Raw genomic sequence first — 16,223 nt, 5'->3', positions numbered from 1 at the left:
CCAATGCTGATTCTGCTTAGAGACATGCAAAGCGCTTGTCGAAGGCTTGCCGCTGCTGTGAACCGAATGCAAAAACATCTCGGCCAAGAGGGGATGGCACTACCGCAACGAGAAGTCCCCCTCTCCCGCTTGCGTTCGATGCTGCCCCGAAGGGGCGGATGAGGGGCTGTTCGGCGTGAAGAAGCCCCTCACCCGGCGCTCCGCGCCACCCTCTCCCGCAAGCGGGAGAGGGGATGAGGGGGTGAGGTTCGCGCGGATTCCAAGTCTCTTATCCGAGCCCGGCCGCTCGCCCGATGAGGACCAGCCCCGCGCCGACGACGACGGCTCCGATGGCTCGCGCGATGCGCTCACCGGCCGGCGCGAGGCGTTCGAGGGTGATGGCCGCCGTCACGGCTGCCATCGCGCGCAGGTCCATGACGCCGACGACGAGCAGCGTCACCGTCAGGCCGGCACAGCAGTAGCTGCAGTGCAGCCCGAGGCGCAGGCCGTGTCGCCAGGCCGTGCCGGCGTCCGCCGGCAAGCTTAGGTCGCACTTCGCCAAATCCCGGCAACCGGCGAGCTGATGGGCCTTCCATGCGCCGAACTGCAGTGCGCCGGCGATCACGATCACCACACCGACCGCGATCGGAGCGGCGCTCGCCAGTGTCGGGTACCGCATCGTGATCGCGGCCAATGCGGCGCCGAGCGGAAAGGCGGCCATTCCGACCGCGGTCCACACGGCGAAATAGCCGAGCCCCACCCGCACCGTCAGCCGGCCCAGGCGCGGCTCCCCGGCATGGCCAACGGCGCGACGGTAGCGCCCCAGCATCGGCACCAGGGATGGCAGCATCATCGCTGCCATCATCACGACCCACATGCCGAGGAACGAGGCGCCGGCGCCGAGCCAGGTCTGCCCGGGCATCCGCATCCACGCCATCGACATGGTCCAGCCGCCCGGCATCGGCATGGCGCCCATCGCCGACATCGATGCGGACCAGACCAGCGTCACCACCGCGCTGGCGGTGAACAGCAGGGCCGAGAAGCCGAAGAATGCTCGATCGCGTGCGGCAACCCGGTTCACGCTGCCGCCCGAGGCTGCCCGTACTCGTCATTGCGCCGCCACCAGACCCCGCTCTCGTTACGCCCCCTTGGCGCGCGATCCAGCCACTGATACATGCCCCACAGGCCGTCCAGTCCGCGCGAATAGGTGGAATACGTGTGGTAAACGACGCCGTCCTCGAGCACGAAGGCGCTCATGCCCGGCCGGTCGCGGGCGAATGTTGGCGCGTCGGTTCCGCATGAGGCCGCGATCCGGGCGACGGGCTCCGGCACCTGCGTCGTGTCCATTGCGTGGCCGCCACGCTCGTAGTTGTATTCGATACCCCCTTCGCGCTGCTGCTCCTCGGTGAACGAGATGTTGAAGTCGAAATTGAAGTCGCTGCCGAACGAGGACGCCCAGGGGAAACTCCAGCCCATCCTTTGCTTGTACCCCTGGAGCTTCGCAAGCGGCGCCCGCGACACGGCCGAGAGCATGACGTCGTGATTCGCCAGGTGGACCGCAAAGCCGTCGAAGCCGTCCGCGATCGCCGAGCAGGACGGGCACCCCGCCTTGTAGTCGGGGCCCAACATGAAGTGGTAGACGAGCAGTTGCGATCGGCCCTGGAACAGATCTGCCAGCGAGGCGCTACCCGCGTCCGTCTCGAATCGATACGCCTTGTCGATCCGAACCCAGGGCAGCGCCTGCCGTCGCTGCGCCAGTTCGTCGCTGCGCCGGGTGTGCTCCTTTTCCGCCTCGAGCAGGTCGAGGCGTGCGGCGAGCCACTGCTTCCGCGTTCCGGTCATCTGTGTCGTCATCGGTCTATCTCCATGGTTTCGTCGTACCGATCTCGATACGGCGCGTTGCTTGGTGGTGCCGGGATAGATTAGGAATGGGCAAGGAAACAGTGGGAGTGACAAGTGTGTCGGGATTCAAATGGACTCGTTGATTACGGCGGCGGCACGTGCCCTGGCGGCAGGTGATCCTCTCGGCGCGCTGAAGCGAGTCGCCTTGCGCGACGACGCACCTGCGCTCGCGCTTCGAGGCATTGCGATGGCGCAACTCGGCGATCTGGTTCGCGCGAAGGCGCTGCTGCGAAGCGCGGCGCGCGCCTTCGGCCCGAAAGCGCCCGTGGCCCGGGCGCGGTGCGTCGTCGCCGAGGCCGAGATCGCACTGGCCTCGCGCGACTTGGGCTGGCCCGCGAAAGCCTTAGACGCAGCGCGGGCAACACTCGAAGATCACGGGGACCGGGTGAACGTCGCGCATGCGCGATATCTGGAAGTCCGGCGCCTTCTACTGATCGGCAATCTCGACCAGGCCGAGCGTGCGCTCGCCAAGCTCGACGCCGCACTCGTACCGCCGGCGTCGAGGGCCGTCCATAAACTGATCGCTGCGGGAATCGCGATACGACGGCTGCAGGCGAAGACGGCACGCGCTGCGCTTGCTCGTGCAACGCTGGCCGCGCGCTACGCCAGCATCCCGGCGCTGACGGCGGAGATTGACAGTGCGTCCCTGGTCTTGGACATGCCCGCGGCGCGCCTGATCGCGTGTAACGAGGAGCGGACTCTTCTGCTCGATGAGGTTGAAGCCTTGCTGGCGTCGGAGGCTTTCGTCGTGGACGCGTTCCGTCATGTCGTGCGTGACGCGCAGACGTCGGTGTCGCTCGCCAGACGTCCGGTTTTGTTCTCGCTCGCACGCGCGCTGAGCGAAGCCTGGCCCGGGGACGTGGCCAGGGGCGCGCTCATCGCAGGGGCATTCCGAGCGAAACACGCCGATGAATCGCATCGCGCGCGGCTGCGAGTCGAAATCGGGCGGCTTCGCACGATGCTTCGACCGCTGGCCAACGTGATCGCGACGAAACGAGGGTTTGCATTGGTCCCGCGTCGCGCAAGCGAAGCCGTCGTGCTGGCACGGCCTGTCGAGGAACAGCATGCAGCGGTGCTCGCTTTTCTTACCGACGGTGAATCCTGGTCGAGTTCGGCCCTGGCGCTTGCGCTTGGAGCCGGCCAGCGCACCGTACAGCGCGCACTCGACTCTCTTGCGGCTGCGGGCAAGGTGCAGTCCTTGGGTCGCGGACGGGCGCGTCGCTGGATGACTCCGCCTGTGTCGGGATTCACGACGACTTTGTTACTCCCTACCCCACTGCCGAGCGACTAGTCCGCTGAATCGGAGGAAGCGGATGGGTCCGGGCGTGTCGGGCCGTGTGCGATGCAAGGAAGAAAGCACAGCAATAGTGGTGACTATTGCGAGCATTTCTGACGCAGCAGCGTGCGCGGAACGGGCGGTCGGGCACATCTGATTTCTCCGATTCAGCGGACTAGGATGGAACCATGAAAAGATCAGCAGCCGAAATCATCCGTGAATATGGCCCTTTCCCAGGCGTCGACAGCGTGGGTGGCGTCACGCATGACGGTCAGCAAGTCTGGTTTGCGTCAGGAGACAAGCTCAACGCCCTCGATCCGGCGAGCGGAAAGACGCTGCGCTCGATCGAGGTCGCCGCACATGCAGGAACGGCCTTCGACGGCCAGCACCTGTTTCAGATCGCCGAGGATCGCATCCAGAAGATCGATCCGAAGACCGGCCGCGTGCTCGCCACGATTCCTGCACCCGGCGGCGGCGGTGACTCGGGGCTGGCGTGGGCCGAAGGTACGCTCTGGGTCGGGCACTATCGGGAGCGGAAGATTCATCAAGTCGATCCCCAAACTGGGGCGGTTCTTCGCACCATCGAATCCAACCGCTTCGTCACCGGTGTCACCTGGATCGACGGAGACCTCTGGCACGGTACCTGGGAAAGTGAAGCGAGCGAGTTGAGGCGAATCGATTCTCGAACAGGTGAGGTGCTGGAGAGTCTCGACATGCCGCCCGGAGTGGGCGTGTCGGGGCTTGAGTCCGATGGCGGCGATCAGTTCTTCTGCGGAGGAGGAAACAGCGGAAAGCTGAGAGCCGTCCGCCGACCCAGGCGAAACACCGCGGCGACCGGCAGCCTGTAATCGGTGAACGGTGTTCCGGCTGCATACCGGCAATCTATCGTTTTGCGCTTTAGGAAACTCAGACGAAGTCCCACCCGATCGGTCTACAGGCGCACGAACCCCAGCCGGCGGAGTACCCAGTAAACGGCCGCCGCGGCACCGAACGCCGACAGGGTGGCGGCCAAAGTGCCGAATGAAGAGGTCGCCCACGGCAGACCGCCGGTGTTCATGCCGAACAGGCCCGTGACCAGCGTCGCGGGCAGCATCAATGCGGAGAGGATCGACAAGACGTAAAGGCTGCGGTTGGTGCGCTGCGCCGCCTGGAGATCGAGCTCGTCGCGCAGCAGCCGCAGCTGGCTTTGCAGTGCAGTGACTCTTTGATCGAGGGCAATAATACGTTGTGCAAAATTCTCGATGGCCGGCAGCAGCGGCTGGGGTAACTCGGTATCGGACTCGAGCCGCCGACAGGCAGCACCCAGCCCGGCCAGCATTCGATGCATTCTAACCGTGCGTCGCCGCATGCCGACGAGCTCGCTGGTATTCGGCGAAAGATCGTCAGTCAGCAATTCGTCCTCGACCCGTTCGGCGGCAGCTTCGATATTGCCCAGAACGCTGCCCATTACCTCGGAGATTGCACCAGCGAGCAACTCCAAAGCCATCGGGGCATCGACGGGGCGCGCGCCTTCTTCGATGCGTCGCCGAACGACATCGGCACAGCGCAATGGATGCTTGCGGACCGTCAGCATGAAGCCATCACCGACCGCGAAGCGTAGTGTGCCGACGCTCGGCGTATCCTGCCCGTCGAACTTGCGCTCGAAATCGTGCAGCACACAGGCCACATAACCCTCATCGACGAGCGCGCAATGATGGTCGTCGTGCGACAGCATCAGCTCTCGCACCAACTTCGGCAGATTGGCGGATTCGATCCACCGCTGGCTGCCACGATCGGCCGAGCTGAAGTGAAGCCAGCGCAAACCGCCTGCCGCCGGCCTTTCATCAGAATGAGGATCGTTGACAGGCACGGCTTCCGAGCCGATAAAGTGGAAGCCCCAGACGAGGCCGTTCGTCAATCGACTGCGTGCCAGCAGAACGCTGCCGGCCGATTCGGGTGCGATGTTGGTATTCAAGGCAAGCTCGACAGCGAAAGCCAACCCAGAAGGCTAGTTGCCGTCGATGACAGATTCGTGTCGGGATACAATCGTCCACGGAGGAGGAGCAACGCAGCCAGGCCTAGCGCGCCTTCAGGCCGAGATTGCCTGTATGCAGGCGCAGGCGCAGCGAATTCTGGTAGTAGGCACCTGACTGATATTGGCCCACGATAATCGGCAATTCGATCAACTGCCGTTCGTCGAGCCGTTTGGCAAGCGTTTCCCAGGTTGCATCCGAAATCATCGCATCGCCGTGCAGTTCATCGACCGCTCGCAAGATGGCGCAGTCATGCTCATCCAGGCCTGCGGCATCAGGGCCATCGATCACCTGCGCGATATCGTCGCTGGTGAGGCCGACCCGCTTGCCAACCCTGACGTGCTCCCCCCATTCATAAGGGGCCTGGCAGAGCCAGGCGATCCGCAGTATGGCGAGTTCGCGATCCCGTAAGGACAAGGCCCCGCGCGCAAGAAGCTGCAGACCGACGTCGGTATGAACCGCAAACAACTCGGCGTGCCGCAACATCGTTCGGATGATCTCGGGCAATTGCGACAGGCTTGCCAATACCTCCGGCGACAAGGCGGCGGCCTCAGGGTCCGCCAGCAACTGCGTCCGCAATGACTGGGTGCCTCCGCGATCGCCGTCGGCATCGGATTTCAGTGCACCGTTGACTCCCTCCATCCGAGCCAGAATGGCGAGCAAACCGCCGGAAATCTCGTTCAGCTCGATCGGTTGCAGCCGTGGCCCATCGCCCAACACCTGCGCTTCACGTGCCTCGGCCTTGCGTCGTGCCTCCAGTGTCAGCGTGGCGGGGTCCTTGTCTGGCTTGGTCTCTTCTATCACAGTGTTTTAGCTTCTCGTTCAGTATTGCGGCGCAAGCCCATCCTCGTGCGCCATCCAGTGCACGAAACGATGCAGAGGATACATCGCGTCGTGTGGATTGCCGATCGTGGATGGCCCCGCCTCGCCCAGGTGGACGACGCGCTGCGCACCGCCGCTGGCGAGCCGGTCGCGATAGTCGGCCATGCGGTTGAACGGATAGAAGCCCACGGTCTGCGTCGCCACGTTGATGTACTTGGTGGCGTCGTCGAGCGAATCCACGCGCACGACGTTGGCAGTCTTGTTGATCGGGTGGAAGTCCACCGGCTCGTTCGAGCGGATCACCAGGCCCTTGCCGTCGCTCTTGCCCCAGACGCGGTATTCGTCGTCGAGCATCATCAGCGCGTCGACCTGTTCCTTCAGGTCCATGTCGAGAGGGCGGATATCACCCGACGCCGCAGCGCGCTCGGCGATGCGCTGGTGCAGCTTCCCGCAGAAGCGATCAACCTGCTGCTGGCTGCCTTCGACGAACTGGAAGCGGCTCGCGACGCAGGCTTCCTGGTTCAGCGTCATCACGTCGGCCGAGGCGAGGTCCGCGGCGAGGTCCAGCGTCGCATCGGATGCGAAGGCCTCGACGCCGACCAGCGAGATCGAGGTCTTGGGGTCGAAGGACACAAGCTGAAAGCCGGGGCCGAGATACTGGATGACGTTGCTGATCGCATCGCCGCCGCCCCAGGCCACGATCTTGTCGAAAAACTGCGGGCGGTACAGGATCGCCTCGATGGTATTGTCGCCGCCGCGCCAGTAGACCGCCGACATCGACTTCACGATGGCGTGGTTCGGATCGATGTCCGCCATCGTGCGCAGCAAGGCCACCATGGTGAACGGATCGCTGGACGACATCTTGAATAGGTTGATCGCCTTGACCATCGCGCCCTGCGCAATCGACTTCACCGCCACGCCCGGCGAATTTCCCGGCAGCACGTGGACCAGGCGCGGCGCGAACGCGCGCACGAAGCTCTTGCGGCCGGTGTAGTCCTGCTTGGGCACCCAGGTATCCAGGGCCCTCGGATCGGGGAAGTTCTGCTCCAGCTCGGCCATCAGCTTGCGCTTGTCGAGATACGCGGCGGCAGAGCGCGCCTGGTTCTCGACGACGGCGCGCGGCAGGATGTGCGTGGAGCACATGCGATCGATGCATTCCTGCATGACGACGTTGTTCGGCGACACGATGCGCTGCCCCGTCTCGACCAGGAAGTCGATGATCTCCGCTGTCGGCACGTTGAGCAGCGGCGGCACTTCGGTGCGTGGCGGCACCACACCGTCGAGATCGATGCGCGGGGTCGCGAAGCTCACACCCAGGTCGCGCGACCGGTGCGTGACGTCACGCCCTTCGACCAGCTTGCCACGCACAAAAAAAGGCGCGGAAACGACGGGCTCCGCCTTGCCGGAGACGTCGGGTATGGTCAGCGAGTTCATGACACACCTCTTACATAAGCATCCACCGTTCCGGCACAGCCGATCTTGTCGTCGCCTTCGAGATCCGCGTAGCGGGCCACGTTGTCGCGAATCGACGGTCCCTTGGCGCCGCAGGCGCAGGGGCTGAAGTCGATCGAAACCTTGTCACCGGAAATCACTCCTCCCCAGCGGCCATCGATCGACACATCGAAGAAAGCGGCGCGGCCTTCGTACTCGCCCTTGGTCTGAGGCAGCAGGCCATCGCCCTGCTTGTCCAGAATCAGCGGCACCAGCCACGGCGGCAAGTGATAGCGGCCGCCCTTGCGGCAGCGCGGCATGCCGGAGTGAAGCTCCTGCATGCTGTAGTTCTGGTAGTTGCGCTCCGGCTGAATGTTGAAGGTCTCGTAGACGAACTCGCGGTAGTCAGACGGCAGCACGGCGCGCTTGAGTCCGCCGCCGACGTAGATAGAGTTCTCCGGATTGAAATCCCTGGCGCTGTAGCCCATGTCGCGCACGGCCTTGGCGACGTTGTAAATGCCCGCCCACAAGCCGGATAGATGGAGCTTGTCATGCCGCGCCTCAACCATCGCGCGTGCCGTGATGCCGACCGACGCATCCATGGCTTTCTGCCGCTCCGAGGAGACTTTCTCCATGTTCGCGATATCGCTGGGGCTCGCCGTGCCGTCGGCAATCCTCTTGCGCAGCACCACCATGCTGGTGAGGCCTCCCACGGTCATCGGCGCAATCGGCGAAGCGAATCGCTCGAAGGCCGGATTCTGCAGCGCCTCGTAAGCTTTGCCGGTGTGGACCGCGCGCGCCGTATGCGCCACCGCGGCCAGGCCGAACATTCGGCGATCCCGCCTCGCCTCGACGCCCGATCCCCAGGTATAGGCGGTGATGGCTTCGACCTGGCACCAGTCCATGTCCGTTTTGGAGGCGACCAGCATCGCGGACTTGCCGGTGGTGCCGCTTGAACAGGACACGTAATGACCGCCCTGCTCCAGCTTTTCGATCCAGTCGTCGATGCCCTTGAACTGCGACCGGTCCTGCGTAGGCACGCGGTAGGTGCAGACCGTATCGAGCCATTTTCCCAGACGATCCCAGCGTTCTTCCATGAGCCAGTTTTCCGGGTAGCTCTTGTAGGCGGTGTGCGGGAACAGCAGCTTGACCATGTCCTCATGGCTACTCACCACGTCGAGACCGGCGTCGCTGGCACGGTGGGCGAGCAGCTTGATCTGGCCCCTGCGTTCCTGGAAACGCTCGTTCATCGCCTCGGCCTGGGCAGCGCGAAGCTCGGCAGCAGGAATGTCATAACGCCCGCTGTCTTTGACGAGCCCGGTTAGGCGGTCAGCAGTCGTACCCATATAATTTTCTCCATCCATCTTCGCCAAGGCAGCTAACGGTACCGCACCGTTCCATTATTAATGTCCACGAAACTTTTGGCAAATACGGACGCCGAACGCCCTGGTTCCGGGCGGCCCACGCGCGCCCAGCAGACACAGCGTCAGGAAGAGCTGCTGAACGTTGCACTCGACGTCTTCCTGGAAATGGGGTTCGAGCGAACCACGATGGAGGAGATTGCCGCCCAGGTCGGCATGTCGAAGCGCACCATCTATGCGCGTTACGAGGACAAGGCCGCACTCTTCAAAGCCTCGGTGCGCCGGGCCGTCGAGCGATTCACCATGCCGCGGGAAACCCTTGAGGCCGTGGTCACCGACAACCTGGAGCAGACGCTGGCCGCGATCGCGCGACTCCGGATCGTCAATTCGGCCACGCCGATCGCAATCAAGCTGCAACGCATCCTGAGCGCACAGTCCTACCGATTTCCGGAACTCTTCACCATCGCCATCGACGAAGGTACCGGACCGACACTCGACCTCTTATGCAGCCTTTTCGAGCGTCACAGTGCCTCGGGCGAGATCCACGTCACCGAACCGCGACGCGCCGCTACCGCATTTCTGAGCCTTGCGGTGAGTGGTTCGGCGCGCCTGGTCGTTGCGGGCAAGACGCTGGATAAAGCGGAGGTAGAGAAGCGAATCAGTTTCGGAGTGGGCCTGTTTCTCAACGGTGTTCGTCGATGATCGGCGCCCCGCCTCTTGTCTCGCGCCAGCATTCGTTCGCGCCCCGGTCCCAACACCTCTGTGCCGTGGTACTAGCAACTTCATTAAGTAGTAAATACTATTTAATGAGCCTGCGTCGCGGAGCCCCGGTCGGTTCCCCGCTCGGTGCGCGAACTCAACACAGCAAGGCTGCAACCCGACTTTTTTCGACCAGCGGAGACATCAATGAATCCTGGTATTGCCGTGGTTAGATGAGGTTCGACATGGAGCGCAGATTATGAAATTGGGCTTTGCAATGCCGAACCTCACGAGACTCAAGGCGACCGGCCAAACCTGGGAAGCCGCAGTAACAGGGTCGGACCAGACACGGCTGGCGAAATGGGCTGAAAAGCAAGGCTATTCGATGATCTCCGTACCGGAACATCACGTCGTGCCGCGTTCTCATATCGAGCTTTCTGGCCCACACTATCTCAGTGCCTATTCCGGCATGGCTTACTTTGCCGGGGCGACCGAGAATATCCGCGTCAACTCCTGCATCGCGATCCTGCCACTGCAGCATCCGATCGTGACCGCGAAGGCGCTGGCGACGATGGACTGGTTGAGCAGCGGACGCGTCACCGTCACCTTCGCCGTCGGCTGGTTGAAGGAGGAATTCGATCTGCTCAGTGTGCCGTTCCACGAGCGGGGTCGCATGACCGACGAGTATCTTCAGGCGATCATCGCGCTGTGGACTCAGGAAAACCCGGTCTTCGAAGGCCAGTATGTTTCTTTCCGCGACGTCGCCTTCGAACCCAAGCCTTTTCAGAAGCCCCATCTGCCGGTCTGGATGGGCGGAGAAGCCGACGCGGTGCTGAAACGGATCGCGCGTTTCGCAAGCGGCTGGTGGCCGTTCCTGACCAAGCCGGAAGATATTCCCGCGCGCATCGAGTTCATCAAGTCGCAAGCGGACTATCACGGGCAGCTCGAAGATGTGATGTATGGTTTTGCGACCAGCCGTGTCGGTGAAGGCCACACAGTGCAGGACGATCCGCGCGCGCGGCCCGGCATGAGCAAGACGGAAATCATCGACCGTCTCAGCTGGTTCAAGGAGCTGGGCGTTACCGTCAGCTCGGTGCCGATTCCGGCGGTGAAATCCATAGCCGAGTATTGCGACTACACGCAGTGGGTGGCGGAGGAGATCATGCCGGCCATTCGCTAGCGCGCCCAGGCGCTTTGGGTAAAAAGCGCGGAGATGGTCGGCGAGCACTTCTAAATCTGGAATCAGCCAGCCCGGGATCAGCGTTTCTTGGCCGATCCAGCGGCGCTCGGCGAACGACGTGGCCGCGCCGCACCCGGTGCTTTGGGCTGTGGATCGGCATTCGCGCCAAGGCCTTCCATGACGAAGTCGCTTATCGCTGCGCTGATCTCGTCCTGGGTCGCCAGCCCCTTCGGGAAAAGCCAATCCTTGAAAAGGATGCAGGCCAATATTGTGGCGAACGAGACGCGCGCCATCAGCCTGGGGTCAATCTTCGGCTTGCCGGAAAGCCGCTTCATCGCTCTGGCAGTGGCCCGGGAAAAATAGTCGTTCAGACCTTCGATCTGACTGACCCCCTGCACATTTTCGGACTCGTACATTTGCGCGGCGACGACCGATGTCAGCATCCGCGAATGGCGCCGAATAAATTGCTGCAGTTCCAGAATGTACTGACGAGTCCCTTCCTTGAGTCCCTCTTCATCATCCGGGCCCACCAAATGGGCGGCAGTGAACTGGAGAAAGTGCTGATTGAGCGGCTTGAAGATCGAATCCTGGAACAGCTTTGCCTTCGATCCGAAGTTGCTGAAGATCAAAGCCTCCGTCACTCCGGCCTTTTTGGCGATAGCCGCGGTTTTGGTCCCCTCGTAACCGTTGAGCTCGAATTCGTCACATGCCGCCTCGATGAGGAGATCGGTGATCTCTTCCGTTGAGCGGCGCCGACGTTTTTTTTGCGTGACTTTAGTCCGTTTGACTACAGTGACCTTCGGCAAAATGACCACTCCAGAACCGGTTCGAATTTGATAGCCGGAATTGTCGCACAGCGCATTCCAGGTGCGTGCATTCGCGCCGGCAACCCTCAGTCGCGGCCCGCTTTCAAAGCCTCGGCCCGCTTCGTCAGCTCGCGCGCGGCCTCGACCAGATCAGCGGCGAGTTCGACATACTGGACCGGCGGCAAACCCAGAGCGCTGATGAACTCGATAGCGATTTCTTCGCGAGGCTGATCCATGAGGCGATCCTTTGCTTACATCGCGAAGCTATAGCCGCCGTTGACCGGATAGGTCTGGCCGGTGATCCACGAAGATGCGTCGGAGCACAGAAACAGCGTCATCGCCGCGACATCGTCGGGCTTGCCATAGCGGCGGATGGTGTATTGCGAGAGCTGCGCCTTTGAGCGATCACTGGCGATGAACTGCGCAAGCTGCTCTTCGCTCATCGGCGGCTCCAGCGTCGACAGCGAGATCGCATTGCAGGTGACGCCGAAACGCCCGGCTTCCTTGGCGATGGAGCGCACGAAACCGGCAGCGCCCGCCTTGGCCGCGGCATAGGCGGCGAGCCGCGCCTCGCCAACACGGCCGGAGTCCGAGACGATGGTGACGATGCGGCCGCGCTTCTGCGCGACCATTTCGGGCAGCGCGACATGACAGCAGTTCATGACACCCTGCAGATTGGTGCGGAAAAAGCGGTCCCACTCGGACGGCGCGGTCTCCCAGAACAGCGGCGAAAGGCCGATCGTCGCCTGCGGGCCGGCGTTGCCCGCATTGTTGACGAGCAGCGTGATCGGGCCGAGCGCGGCACGCGCTTTGTCGAACGCGGCTGCGACCGACGCATGGTCGCCGACATCGGCCTGCACCGCCACAGCGTGTATACCCATGGCGTCGATCTCGGCGGCGACCGCCTGCGCACGCTCCAACACATAGTCGTTGACGGCAACGCCGCCCGCATTGTGCCGCGCCAGCATCAGCGCGATTCCGCGCCCCGCGCCCTGCCCCGCACCCGTCACCAGCGCGACCTGCCCGTTCAGGTCCAGCAGATCGCTTCCGATCATTTTTTTCTCCGGTATCGCAATGAGGAAGAAAGCTGATAAATAGTGCCAGCTATTTATCGCCTGTTGACATTTACTCGAGCGCTGCGCCGCACAAAAGACCTAGCAGAAAGGAGACCCGGACGAGGAGGTCGCCAAGGCGATTGTGTTTCTGGCGAGCGATGCCGCGTCCTACATCACCGGCGAAACCTTGGCAGTTGGCGGCGGCCCGATCCTGGGCGGTCCGCGCACTCTCTGACGCGCGACTCCCGATATCAGGCAACGCGATCACCGTCAGGCACGCTGGCCCCGGGCAAATAGCCGACTTTTCAGCACGGTGAAAGTCGGGTCTTCGAGCCCGGCCGGCTTGTCGGGTGAGGAGATCGGCCGCCGGTTGCGCATGTCATAGGTGACCACGCGCTGCGAGAACTGCCAGCGACCGCCCTGCTTGCGGTAGCGATCGATGTAGCGCACGCACATGAAGTCCTCGAGCCAGCCGCCCTTGCCGTCAGGGATCACGTGGTAGGCCAGTGCGTACAGCTCGCCCTCGCCCTCATCGCCGTCAACGGAGATCAGGTGATTACAGATGTGATGACCGCTGTAGGGCATGTAAGGGAACGAGCGCTCGAGGAACTGCACGTAGTCCTCGGCATTGCCATCGAAAGTGTCGCCGTGGGTGTCGGTGGCGTCCTGAGTATAGAGCGTGCGCAGCAGCGCGCTGTCCTTGCGATCGACGCCGCGCGAGTACAGCATCGCAAGCTCGCGGATTTCTTCTTTGGCGATGATCGTGGCCAGTTTGTCTTGGTCGTGATTCATTAGATTTCTCCAGAACGCCAGGGATACCGGTCGTTGTCAGGCGGCTGGCATGATCGAATAGTCCCGGCTGATGAATGACTGGTGCGGCCAGTGTTACCAAGCTGCCAATGTTACTAAATAGTGTTTACTGTTTACCAGCTATAAGACCAAGATGCCGCTGGTGCTCACTCGCGGCTGGCTTTTTTTCACGGCCGGCAAATCGACGGCTCAGAAGATCAGCACAAAGCTGGCGCCGCCCTCCAGCGGCCGAATGTGGCGCACTCGGCCGCCCATGCCGTACATCAATTGCCGCACGACGGTCAGGCCTATGCCCTGGCCGCCTTCGCGCGCGCTGAAGAAGGGAAGGAAGATTTGTCGTTCCAGCCCGGACGGGACACCCGGACCGTTGTCGCGCACGCTGATTTGCAGCCGCCCGCCACGGCTCTGGCGTGCCTGCACCCAGAGCCGCGGCGCGCTCTCGTCCAGCGTGGCCTGCTCGGCGTTGTGAAGCATAGCGAGCATGGCCTGCTCCAGCTGTCCCTCGTCCGCCAGCAGACGCAGGCTCGGCGAGGCCAGCTCGAACGAGGCCTCGCCGCCTCGGGCCGCCCAGCCCGGCGTGATCGCCTGATCCAGTCGTTTGAACAGCGCCTGCAGGTCGACCGGCACCAGCGTCGGTGCCGGCCATTGGCTGACCTGTCGATACTTGCCGACGAAGCCGGACAAGCTCGCGGCCCGGCGCCCGATCGCGTCCAGCGCCGCGCGCAGTTCGGCCGCGCTGTCCGGCTCGCTCAACAGGCCCAGCGCCGTCTGGCTCAGGCTCCTGATCGGCGTCAGCGAGTTCATGATCTCGTGAGTGAGCACCTGCACCAGTTGCTTCCAGGCCTGCAGCGATTCCGATTCGAGCTCGTTTTCCAGCGGAATCAATACGAGCAGGGTCTGCGCCTGGCCACCCAGGGCCAGTGTTTGCCGCTGCAACTGCCAGCGCTCGCTGCCGCGTTCGGTCTCCAGTACCACCGGGCCGCTGCGCTCGCTTCCCTGGAGCACCTGGTTTAAGGCACGGGGATCGCGCACGGTGCCGGGCGCTGCCAACCGCCGGGCGCGGCTGCTCAAGGGTCGCAAGGTCCGCCCGTCCGTTAGAACCCAGGCCGCGATCGGCAGATGCTCGAGTTGGGCCTGAAGAATCATCAGATGACTGGGGTCCGGCAGCGGTGAAGGCTCCGGTATCTGCGCGGCAGCAGGACGTCGCCGTGTTAAGGGCCAGCCGATGATGAGACCGACGAGCAGCAGCAAGGCCGCGCCGACCCTGGCACGCGCCGAGGAATCCGCGACGGCAGCAAGTGCACCGGCTGCCAGCCAAAAAAACCCGCTGCCCAGCAGGCGAAGCTTTTCAAAGCCCATGCTTTTCCAGCCGCCGATGCAGAGCGGCTCGCGACACGCCGAGCGTCCGCGCGGCCGCGCCGAGATTGCCCTGCGCCCCGGCCATGGCACTCAGCACGGCGGCGCGCTCCTGACGGGATCGTCGTCGAGCAGCAGGATAGAGACAGGGTTTGCGCAGGGTTCCGACACGGCCAGGATTTTCGCAGCCCCGCGCGCCGGCACGCCAGACAGCTGTTCGAAAACGGACAGGGGGCTGGTCCGCGACGATGTTACGGACGAGGCTGCGACGCCTGACGACGATGCTGTCCGCCGGCGCTGCCAACCCACCGAGGTGCTCAACTGACCCAAACCACCTGCCCTCACCTGGCGGTACAGTAGCGTGCCGCGACCCGTTCGGCCTCTGGGTCCTGAGTTCGCCGGATACTCTCAATGAGCGCGCGCAGCGCAAAGTCGCGGCGCCCCACCTTCAGACAAGTTTAAGAAAGCGCACATAGAGTGTCGCCCGCCGCATCCTGCACGAGGATCAGAGTTGATGGAAGATTTTCACGACGCCGCCACGGCCGCGACCCGGGCCCTGGCCACCGACAACGCACTGGCCGCATTCCAGGCGACCCGCGCCTATCTCAACACCCAGATCCTCGGCCAGGAAAACCTGGTCGAACGACTGCTGCTGGCGCTGCTCGCCGACGGTCACCTGCTGGTGGAAGGCCCGCCCGGCCTCGCCAAGACCCGCGCGATCAAGGCGCTGGCGCAGGGCCTGGAGGCGAACTTCCAGCGCGTGCAGTTCACGCCCGACATGCTGCCCTCGGACCTCACCGGATCGGACATCTTCCGGCCCGAGGAAGGGCGCTTTCAATTTCAGAAGGGCCCGCTGTTCCACAACCTGATCCTGGCCGACGAGATCAACCGCGCGCCGGCCAAGGTGCAGTCGGCGCTGCTGGAGGCGATGGGCGAGCACCAGATCAGCGTCGGCAGCGCGACCTATCGGCTGCCGACGCTGTTCCTGGTGATGGCGACACAGAACCCGATCGAACATGAAGGCACCTTCCCGCTGCCGGAGGCGCAACTCGACCGTTTCATGCTGCACACGCTGGTGGACTATCCGGATCGCGCGACCACGCTACGCATCATGGAACTGGCGCGGCGCGAGGCGATCACCGCCGAGGTGCTGCCGCCGCCGCGCAAGCTGCTGTCGCAGGAGGCGGTGTTCGCAGCGCGGCGTGAGGTCCTGAGCCTGACGCTGGCCGACAGCGTCGCCGACTACATCGCAGCACTGGTCGATGCCACGCGTGCGCCGGCGCCCTATAGCGCCAAGCTCGCCGAATGGCTGCGCTGGGGCGCGAGCCCGCGCGCCGCCATCGCGATCGAGCGCGGCGCGCGCGCCTACGCCTGGCTGCAGGGGCGCGACTACGTCAGCCCCGAAGACGTGCAGGCGGTTGCGCCCGACGCATTGCGCCATCGCCTGCTGCTGGATTATTCGGCGCAGGCGCGGCGCATCACCGCGCAGATGTGTGTCGACGAACTGCTGAACACGGTTCCGGCTCCCTAAGCC

General features: G+C 63.6%; 17 protein-coding genes and 1 pseudogene. 6 read left to right on the top strand and 12 right to left on the bottom strand.

Going from position 1 to position 16,223, the window contains the following annotated elements; translation table 11 throughout:
* Positions 1-268: 268 nt before the first annotated feature.
* On the bottom strand, positions 269-1,060 hold the full coding sequence (locus JWQ90_RS23965; protein ID WP_299697531.1) for a DUF2182 domain-containing protein: 792 nt from the start codon (positions 1,058-1,060) through the stop codon (positions 269-271).
* Positions 1,057-1,833, bottom strand: coding sequence for a DUF899 domain-containing protein (locus JWQ90_RS23960; RefSeq protein ID WP_299697530.1), 777 nt, complete (start codon positions 1,831-1,833; stop codon positions 1,057-1,059). Before JWQ90_RS23960 ends, JWQ90_RS23965 begins: the two co-directional genes overlap by 4 nt.
* 118 nt (positions 1,834-1,951) lie before the next feature.
* Here JWQ90_RS23960 and JWQ90_RS23955 point away from each other — a divergent pair, with 118 nt between their 5' ends.
* Positions 1,952-3,172 carry a helix-turn-helix domain-containing protein gene (locus JWQ90_RS23955; RefSeq protein WP_299697529.1) on the top strand — a complete coding sequence of 407 codons (1,221 nt, stop codon included), beginning with the start codon at positions 1,952-1,954 and terminating at the stop codon, positions 3,170-3,172.
* Between the two features lie 173 nt (positions 3,173-3,345).
* A complete protein-coding gene (locus JWQ90_RS23950) occupies positions 3,346-4,005 on the top strand; it encodes a PQQ-binding-like beta-propeller repeat protein (RefSeq protein WP_299697528.1) in 660 nt (219 codons plus the stop codon).
* A gap of 83 nt (positions 4,006-4,088) precedes the next feature.
* Here JWQ90_RS23950 and JWQ90_RS23945 read toward each other — a convergent pair whose 3' ends face one another.
* The 4 genes from JWQ90_RS23945 to JWQ90_RS23930 form a co-directional block, all read right to left on the bottom strand.
* Positions 4,089-5,111, bottom strand: coding sequence for a CorA family divalent cation transporter (locus tag JWQ90_RS23945; protein WP_299697527.1), 1,023 nt, complete (start codon positions 5,109-5,111; stop codon positions 4,089-4,091).
* 103 nt (positions 5,112-5,214) lie between these two features.
* A complete protein-coding gene (locus tag JWQ90_RS23940) occupies positions 5,215-5,973 on the bottom strand; it encodes a carboxymuconolactone decarboxylase family protein (RefSeq protein ID WP_299697526.1) in 759 nt (252 codons plus the stop codon).
* 18 nt (positions 5,974-5,991) lie between these two features.
* Entirely contained in the window at positions 5,992-7,425 is a 1,434-nt protein-coding gene (locus JWQ90_RS23935; RefSeq protein WP_299697525.1) for an acyl-CoA reductase, read from the bottom strand.
* Positions 7,422-8,768 (bottom strand): hypothetical protein, encoded by a 1,347-nt coding sequence (locus JWQ90_RS23930; RefSeq protein WP_299697524.1) that lies wholly within the window; start codon positions 8,766-8,768, stop codon positions 7,422-7,424. The genes JWQ90_RS23935 and JWQ90_RS23930 overlap by 4 nt, the downstream gene beginning before the upstream one ends.
* Before the next feature lie 60 nt (positions 8,769-8,828).
* Here JWQ90_RS23930 and JWQ90_RS23925 point away from each other — a divergent pair, with 60 nt between their 5' ends.
* On the top strand, positions 8,829-9,485 hold the full coding sequence (locus JWQ90_RS23925; protein ID WP_299697522.1) for a TetR/AcrR family transcriptional regulator: 657 nt from the start codon (positions 8,829-8,831) through the stop codon (positions 9,483-9,485).
* Between the two features lie 256 nt (positions 9,486-9,741).
* Entirely contained in the window at positions 9,742-10,662 is a 921-nt protein-coding gene (locus JWQ90_RS23920) for a TIGR03619 family F420-dependent LLM class oxidoreductase (protein WP_299697521.1), read from the top strand.
* 77 nt (positions 10,663-10,739) lie between these two features.
* On the opposite strand, the gene JWQ90_RS23915 is transcribed toward JWQ90_RS23920, so the two are convergent.
* From JWQ90_RS23915 to JWQ90_RS23905, 3 genes are all read right to left on the bottom strand, one after another.
* A complete protein-coding gene (locus JWQ90_RS23915) occupies positions 10,740-11,468 on the bottom strand; it encodes a TetR/AcrR family transcriptional regulator (protein WP_299697520.1) in 729 nt (242 codons plus the stop codon).
* A gap of 86 nt (positions 11,469-11,554) precedes the next feature.
* Positions 11,555-11,704, bottom strand: a complete 150-nt coding sequence (locus tag JWQ90_RS23910; RefSeq protein WP_299697519.1) for a hypothetical protein — start codon at positions 11,702-11,704, stop codon at positions 11,555-11,557.
* Positions 11,705-11,719: 15 nt separating this feature from the next.
* Positions 11,720-12,523: an SDR family NAD(P)-dependent oxidoreductase gene (locus JWQ90_RS23905; RefSeq protein ID WP_299697518.1), complete on the bottom strand. Its 804-nt coding sequence runs from the start codon at positions 12,521-12,523 to the stop codon at positions 11,720-11,722.
* A gap of 103 nt (positions 12,524-12,626) precedes the next feature.
* Here JWQ90_RS23905 and JWQ90_RS23900 point away from each other — a divergent pair.
* Positions 12,627-12,758: pseudogene (locus tag JWQ90_RS23900) on the top strand (SDR family oxidoreductase); the annotation flags it as partial.
* A 35-nt stretch (positions 12,759-12,793) separates the two neighbouring features.
* Here JWQ90_RS23900 and JWQ90_RS23895 read toward each other — a convergent pair.
* The 3 genes from JWQ90_RS23895 to JWQ90_RS23885 form a co-directional block, all read right to left on the bottom strand.
* Complete coding sequence (locus JWQ90_RS23895; RefSeq protein WP_299697517.1) at positions 12,794-13,315, bottom strand: nuclear transport factor 2 family protein; 522 nt, start codon at positions 13,313-13,315, stop codon at positions 12,794-12,796.
* A 207-nt stretch (positions 13,316-13,522) separates the two neighbouring features.
* Positions 13,523-14,692, bottom strand: coding sequence for an ATP-binding protein (locus JWQ90_RS23890; protein ID WP_299697516.1), 1,170 nt, complete (start codon positions 14,690-14,692; stop codon positions 13,523-13,525).
* Positions 14,682-14,993, bottom strand: a complete 312-nt coding sequence (locus tag JWQ90_RS23885) for a helix-turn-helix domain-containing protein (RefSeq protein ID WP_299697515.1) — start codon at positions 14,991-14,993, stop codon at positions 14,682-14,684. Before JWQ90_RS23885 ends, JWQ90_RS23890 begins: the two co-directional genes overlap by 11 nt.
* Positions 14,994-15,203: 210 nt before the next feature.
* On the opposite strand from JWQ90_RS23885, the gene JWQ90_RS23880 reads away from it, so the two are divergent.
* Positions 15,204-16,220, top strand: coding sequence for a MoxR family ATPase (locus tag JWQ90_RS23880; RefSeq protein WP_299697514.1), 1,017 nt, complete (start codon positions 15,204-15,206; stop codon positions 16,218-16,220).
* Positions 16,221-16,223 lie beyond the last annotated feature (3 nt).

Origin of the sequence: Hydrocarboniphaga sp., assembly GCF_028291725.1 — a bacterium.
Classification (GTDB): domain Bacteria; phylum Pseudomonadota; class Gammaproteobacteria; order Nevskiales; family Nevskiaceae; genus Hydrocarboniphaga.
Note: the sequence above shows the minus strand (reverse complement) of the source record. Positions and strands in the feature narration are given on the sequence as shown.

Excerpts from the sequence above, each read along its gene's own strand:
- JWQ90_RS23890 (WP_299697516.1), bottom strand. The coding sequence starts at position 14,692 with ATGGGCTTTGAAAAGCTTCGCCTGCTGGGCAGCGGGTTTTTTTGGCTG.
- JWQ90_RS23910 (WP_299697519.1), bottom strand. The coding sequence starts at position 11,704 with ATGGATCAGCCTCGCGAAGAAATCGCTATCGAGTTCATCAGCGCTCTG.
- JWQ90_RS23925 (WP_299697522.1), top strand. The coding sequence starts at position 8,829 with ATGTCCACGAAACTTTTGGCAAATACGGACGCCGAACGCCCTGGTTCC.
- JWQ90_RS23950 (WP_299697528.1), top strand. The coding sequence starts at position 3,346 with ATGAAAAGATCAGCAGCCGAAATCATCCGTGAATATGGCCCTTTCCCA.
- JWQ90_RS23935 (WP_299697525.1), bottom strand. The coding sequence starts at position 7,425 with ATGAACTCGCTGACCATACCCGACGTCTCCGGCAAGGCGGAGCCCGTC.
- JWQ90_RS23895 (WP_299697517.1), bottom strand. The coding sequence starts at position 13,315 with ATGAATCACGACCAAGACAAACTGGCCACGATCATCGCCAAAGAAGAA.
- JWQ90_RS23930 (WP_299697524.1), bottom strand. The coding sequence starts at position 8,768 with ATGGGTACGACTGCTGACCGCCTAACCGGGCTCGTCAAAGACAGCGGG.
- JWQ90_RS23920 (WP_299697521.1), top strand. The coding sequence starts at position 9,742 with ATGAAATTGGGCTTTGCAATGCCGAACCTCACGAGACTCAAGGCGACC.
- JWQ90_RS23955 (WP_299697529.1), top strand. The coding sequence starts at position 1,952 with ATGGACTCGTTGATTACGGCGGCGGCACGTGCCCTGGCGGCAGGTGAT.
- JWQ90_RS23905 (WP_299697518.1), bottom strand. The coding sequence starts at position 12,523 with ATGATCGGAAGCGATCTGCTGGACCTGAACGGGCAGGTCGCGCTGGTG.
- JWQ90_RS23960 (WP_299697530.1), bottom strand. The coding sequence starts at position 1,833 with ATGACGACACAGATGACCGGAACGCGGAAGCAGTGGCTCGCCGCACGC.
- JWQ90_RS23880 (WP_299697514.1), top strand. The coding sequence starts at position 15,204 with ATGGAAGATTTTCACGACGCCGCCACGGCCGCGACCCGGGCCCTGGCC.